Origin of the sequence: Corynebacterium mastitidis DSM 44356 (genome assembly GCF_000375365.1) — a bacterium.
Lineage (GTDB): Bacteria > Actinomycetota > Actinomycetes > Mycobacteriales > Mycobacteriaceae > Corynebacterium > Corynebacterium mastitidis.
This window is the reverse complement of the sequence record NZ_AQXB01000015.1, coordinates 1-4515: the sequence shown is the minus strand read 5'-3', so window position 1 is coordinate 4515 and position 4515 is coordinate 1. Positions and strand designations below refer to the sequence as shown.

7 protein-coding genes are annotated in these 4515 nt (G+C 53.1%); 1 reads left to right on the top strand and 6 read right to left on the bottom strand.

Annotated elements, in window-relative coordinates:
* The 3 genes from B140_RS14240 to B140_RS14015 form a co-directional block, all read right to left on the bottom strand.
* Positions 1 to 217, bottom strand: a 217-nt coding sequence (locus B140_RS14240) for a hypothetical protein (protein ID WP_211208166.1), incomplete at its 3' end; no start/stop codon positions are given.
* Between the two features lie 141 nt (positions 218 to 358).
* Positions 359 to 925 (bottom strand): hypothetical protein, encoded by a 567-nt coding sequence (locus tag B140_RS14020; protein WP_156801789.1) that lies wholly within the window; start codon positions 923 to 925, stop codon positions 359 to 361.
* A 769-nt stretch (positions 926 to 1694) separates the two neighbouring features.
* Positions 1695 to 2087, bottom strand: coding sequence for a hypothetical protein (locus B140_RS14015; protein ID WP_156801788.1), 393 nt, complete (start codon positions 2085 to 2087; stop codon positions 1695 to 1697).
* Between the two features lie 449 nt (positions 2088 to 2536).
* Between B140_RS14015 and B140_RS0111205 the strand changes: the two genes are divergently transcribed.
* Complete coding sequence (locus B140_RS0111205) at positions 2537 to 2887, top strand: histone-like nucleoid-structuring protein Lsr2 (protein ID WP_018119443.1); 351 nt, start codon at positions 2537 to 2539, stop codon at positions 2885 to 2887.
* A gap of 268 nt (positions 2888 to 3155) precedes the next feature.
* On the opposite strand, the gene B140_RS14010 is transcribed toward B140_RS0111205, so the two are convergent.
* From B140_RS14010 to B140_RS0111195, 3 genes are all read right to left on the bottom strand, one after another.
* Positions 3156 to 3509, bottom strand: coding sequence for a hypothetical protein (locus B140_RS14010; RefSeq protein WP_156801787.1), 354 nt, complete (start codon positions 3507 to 3509; stop codon positions 3156 to 3158).
* Complete coding sequence (locus tag B140_RS14005) at positions 3506 to 3775, bottom strand: hypothetical protein (protein WP_156801786.1); 270 nt, start codon at positions 3773 to 3775, stop codon at positions 3506 to 3508. Before B140_RS14005 ends, B140_RS14010 begins: the two co-directional genes overlap by 4 nt.
* A 117-nt stretch (positions 3776 to 3892) precedes the next feature.
* The gene (locus tag B140_RS0111195) at positions 3893 to 4342 is read right to left on the bottom strand and encodes a hypothetical protein (RefSeq protein WP_018119441.1); all 450 of its coding nucleotides are present in this window, start codon (positions 4340 to 4342) and stop codon (positions 3893 to 3895) included.
* Positions 4343 to 4515 lie beyond the last annotated feature (173 nt).

The following is a 4515-nucleotide window of genomic DNA, read 5'->3' as shown; positions in this document are numbered from 1 at the left end:
CCCCCGCCGCAATTCCCATAATAGAAAGAGTCAATGCGCCTATTATAATAAAATATAATTGCCCGACAGCAAAATCCCATAGCATCCATTGCTTGAATTGTATATCATTCACACGAATGGCATAGAGCATTTTTACCGTCGGGATCCACCATAGTACACATACAGCTAGGAACGTGGTGCTGCACAAAAGTATCAGTACAGTGCTGAAAATATCCATATAGATCGTACCTTTCTCGATTGATTAATCGTAGCGCCTCTCTAGCTGTGAAGGGTCCCTGCCCCACACCCACCACCGGCCTCAAAGCAATGAACCTCGGGCCAGCAGTAAGGAACGCACGGTGCGCACCCTGAGCGGGCGTTATCGTCTGGGGTCAAGGTAGCTTCCCGAGATGATGCCGTCGGCAGGGATATGGATGCGCAGCTCAGTACCGCAGGGATTACCTTCTCTGAAAGAAGCCGGAGAAAACAATTCTTCACTCATCTTCGCAATGGGATTTCTTTTTTCCTCGCGTGGTTCCTTCCGCTGGCGTGTGCATGTTTTTTCCTCTAACCAGGCTTCTTCATCGTTAGCATCGTCGAAGATTTTAATATCTTCGGCTGACGTTTCCTTAAGTTCGATAGAACCATCTTCCGCTCGGGTGAAGTATTTGTACACATTCCCTTCTTCAATACTTCCATATCCGCTACCGAGGAAAGAGCGCGCTTCGCCTTCGATTTTAGTTGAGTTCGCAACCGATATAACGGGGACCGGGTCTGAGGTTTCCCACCGATCCTCCAGAGCTTCAGAAGACGATTTCCAAGAAAAAGCAGTTATACCAATGACGGAAATAATACACAGAAAAGCAACAAAGAGAGAACTATAGCTCTCTTCACTGATAGCAACCATTATAGCAATAATCCCAGCTACGCAGAATGCGATTGTCATCACTAATAGTATCATTCTATTTCCTCTCTGTTTTCTTAAGGGAACGGTGCGTCTGGTTTTCTCGTCCGAAGGGTCGTGCAGCGTGCCATGCTTGTACTTCAGCGGCATCCCAGAGGCGTAGGCCCTGAAAGTACTTCACTGGTGCTGGGCATTGGCCGCGAGCGGCGTAGGCGGTCCAGGTGCGGGGGGAGATCTTGGCGTGTGCGGCGCATTGGGTGGCCGTCCAGTAGACCTTGCCGGTTTCTTGGTCAGTGACGGCGAGCATGGTCCCCCTCGATGCGGCCTCGGAGGTCATACCCGGCCAGGAAGCAGGTGGGGACAAGGACAGGTACAGCCCACCAGGCGTTCGTCCCGCTGTGGGCGATGCCTGCGAGGCATAGTGCGGTGGCGAGGTAGATCAAAACGCGCTGTGTGCGCATCATGGTTTTCTCCTTAAGCGATAGAGTATCGGGAGTGCCCCGCGCCCGGGGTGCCTGGCTAGTTGGGTTAGCCAGGAGCCGGGGCGGGGTGGCCTAGTCTTTGCGGTGCTTGCCGTGTGGGGGCTGGTTTTGAATGTCTTTGTAGATCACTCAGACTGCCGTGGCTAGTGTGGCAAGAGCGGTTATTAGGCCGCTTATCGCGGTGACTAGGGCTGAGATGTTTTCCATCTCATCACCTCCCTTATTGAGTTCTCCCTGCCCGGCTGGGCCGGGAGGTTGTGGGGCTGTCACCCTCACAACAAGAACAATACAGTAATTTTACTGTATTGGCAAATTTTCTACCCTCTGCACTACTTGTCTGCAAGGTATTCCAGAGTGTCTTTCCATCTTTTCTCCTGGTAGTGCCCTATTTTTCGCGTTTCCTCGTCTGTGGGTGGAACTGGTCCGCCACCAGGGCAATAAGGTGTCGGTCTCCCTCTAAAAACCTCGTCGATGCAAAACAGGCATAGCTCTTTCGGCGTGATCAACCTCGATTCAGGATCATTACTAGGTGTATGGTGCGCTTTTGCTACCGGATCTTCGCTACGCACGCGCTCTAAAAGTTGTACAGGCGTAAGGGGGCCATAGAAGTCCAGGACGGCCTTGATGTAGGTGTGTTGGTAGTCCAGAAGTCCTGTCTTGGAACCCGCCGGTGCTTCAGCCTTTTCTTCTCGGGTCTTATTGGGGAGCAGGTCGGCTATCACAGGCCCATGGTCGCGGGCATAGATTCGGCTATGGAAAAGGGGGTAACGCGGGCCCGCCCAGGCTAGTGTCCATGCGTGGGCGTAATAGGTCAGCGTATGCAGTTCTTCTACCGTGCGCGGGCGAGTGCGCGCTGGATGTACGCGGCTACTTCCGTTGCAGTCGCCATTGTGGACTCCTTTGGGGGTGCGGGTGGGGTTGTCTCTTCTCCGGGTTCACGGCGGATGGTGGATTTCCCTTCGTGACCGTCTGCCTGTTTTATCTTAGCAGGTCACAGCATATTTTTCACGCTTTTCACATCGCATTCCTTCTCGTATGACAGGCAGAGAACGAGGGTTTCTCTCGGGGTTCTGGTGGGTATTTTTACCAAGAACTTGACAACTCGTGGTGGGTGGAATAGGTTTCATTGTAATCGGTATGTAAGTTTTTGACGATCAGAAAGGTGCACAGTATGGCACGCAAGGAGATTACCCAGTTTTTCGATGACCTCTCCGGTACTCCGCTGACGGAGGATGAGGTTCAGGCGATTCCTTTCAGCCTGGGCAAGGATAACTACATCATTGATCTTTCCCCGGAGAATGCTGAGAAGTTCCGTGAGGCGCTGAAGCCGTACACTGAGGTAGCGCGGAAGAACGTTGCTCCGGCTCCTGCGCGGCGGTCTCGCCAGTGGGGTCAGGGTTCTTCCCGGAATAACCGGGCGAAGGAGATTCGTCAGTGGGCCATGGATCAGGGTAAGGATATTGCCGCTCGCGGTAAGATCCCTGCTGAGGTGATTGAGGCCTACGAGCAGGCGCACAGCTAAGCTCTTCCCCCTTTTAGTGCCCGCGCTACGCGCGGGTTTTTTCATGCCCCCTGCCCCACCTGTGGGCTGCGTGCTAGTTATCGCTCGAGCAGGGGTTGTGCGTGTAGCTCGCCTACATGGCTAAGGATGCTGACGGTCTTGATGCCGTCGCGCTGGGCCCACTGGTGTGCGCGGCGGTGTGCTTCCTTACGGCTTGGGCCCCGGTACACCGATTCGATAAGGGGGTCGCCTGTGTCTTGATGGACCACGTAGGTGGTAAAGACCATGCCTATTCCCATCCTGTCCCCCATCCGTAGACGCGATATGGGCCCCATTGGCTTACGTGCGCACTGGGAAATTCTTCATCATCGTTGGTGATGAGGTATGTCCAGTTGCCGTTGTCGAGCTTTCCCATCAGCAGGGCATCGCGTCTTCCGATGATTGTCCCCACAGGTGCAAGGAGGTAGTCTTCGCCAAAAACCAGCTCTTCCGGGTAGAGATCTAGGTATTCTTCGCAACGTGTTTTCATCCGGGTCGCGCGTGTATGTCCGAGCTTTGGCTCTAGTGCCGTGATTATTCGCTTCATGCTGGCCCCCACACTCCAGCAGACATACTCCGCAAGGGATTGATCTTGGGTATTCACCCGATCACCTCAGCGGTGTGTGCATGGGGAAGTGATTCGATGAGATCGAATATATCATCCCATAGTTTTTCATCATTTCCTTTTCGTGCCATACTGAGCGATATTATCATAATTCTAGCACAAATAGAAAGGGTACTATCGACGCTTTCCTCGGCGGGGAATTGCATCTTTCCTGATGAGGTGTCGGTAAGTATATCGCTTGCGGTTTGATATATACCAGCAGCGTCCCTGTTGCAGTAATTCTTGATAAGTTCTTCGTTGTTCAATGTTTCTTATTTTCTATACATGGTTCATACCAACGTGGCACCCTTTTAGGGGAATAAAGAGGGCGGGAACGCTTGTACTTAGTATCGCCCGCCCTACAGGATAGATTCTCTCACTTTTTATACGGCAGGGAAGTTATCCTTGAATGCTTTGAAGTACTTTTCGTTGGCCTCCTTAACGCAGGCAGGAAGGCCTTGGGCCACGGCATCACTGATGGTTTCGTACTGCCCGAGTTTCCCGTTCATCATCTCGTCGTACACCTCGGCGTTATCGGTGTAGTCGCGAATGGTCGGAGTTCCCCCACCCCAGGGAAACCATTCATGGCTGATCTCCGCATCTTCCACGAGGGATTCAAGATCACGGCGTACCTTGATGACGAGAGCGTCAACGTCACTGTTCCCGTACTCGTCTTCGAGTCCTTCGATGTACCGCCGCACGGAGTCCTCGGCATTAATGCAGACTTCTCCGGGGTCGATGATGTTGACGAGATCGCCTACCGATATTTCTGCGTCCCTGTGGGCGCTTTCCAGAAGGTCTTGCACATTTTCGATCAGGTCATGCAGCTTCATGCTTTACTCCTTTTCTAGGTTATGGGCAGCGGTGGTGGTTTCCTGTGCGAGGTGCTGTTCAAGCCACTGGGTGGCCTCCTGGATTCCGCCCTTAAACGGGTAGGACAGGTGTGTTCCCCAGCCGAGGACGAATCCCGGCATTTCGGACAAAATGGCAGGAACGGAGCCGGGGG